Genomic DNA, 687 nt, shown 5'->3' on the forward strand with positions numbered 1-687 from the left:
GACGTAGATGGGGTACTTGGGCATCAACTCGGCGATAAAGCGCTTCTTGCCGATGCCGGTCAGATAGTCGACGGTGGGAAAATCCATCGAGAAGAAGTGGGTTTGCAGCCACTCGTAGAAGGGACTGTGGCCGTTGGCATCGGAGACGCCGCGCATCTCGGCGAAGACGGTCTCGTCAAACAGCTCAGGGTGCTCGGCCATAAACAGAAAGCGGTGCTTGGAGAGCAGGCGGCCGTTGAGCCCCTCGCGGGCACATTCGCGCAAAAACAGGGTGCAGAGCTCGGAGTTGCCGGTGTAGTCGTTGGAGAGGGTCAGGGTTTCAACGACGTTGTAGATGCCGAGCTTGGGGGAAGAGTGCACCACCTTGCCGATGTGGTAGTTGTAAAACGGCTGGGAGAGGCCAACCGCGGCATCGATGGCACAGGTGCCGACCATCTCGCCGGTCTCCAGATCCTCGGCCACGAAGAAGTAGAGGCAGTCCCCCTTGCCGGCGGGCTTGTCGGAAAAAGTCTGGGTAGAGGCATCGATCTTGCGCTGCAGCAGCTCATCGTTGACGGGCAACGAGGTCATGCCGGTGCCGGACTCGATGGCGCAGGTCTTGAGCCCGGCAAAATCTTTTTGCTCGATGGGACGGATAACCAACATAAATGACAACTCCCTTTCATTGACGACAGGTGGGGTCCCGGC

Annotated in this window: 1 protein-coding gene; it reads right to left on the reverse strand. The window is 59.0% G+C overall.

Annotated features, from left to right (window positions below; translation table 11 throughout):
- Window positions 1–645 (reverse strand): arginine N-succinyltransferase (locus AACS18_RS03095; RefSeq protein WP_258228835.1); only part of this gene is annotated, 645 nt, incomplete at its 3' end.
- Window positions 646–687: the final 42 nt, after the last annotated feature.

The sequence above is a fragment of the Aeromonas sp. HMWF015 genome, assembly GCF_963878965.1.
GTDB classification, from domain to species: domain Bacteria; phylum Pseudomonadota; class Gammaproteobacteria; order Enterobacterales; family Aeromonadaceae; genus Aeromonas; species Aeromonas veronii.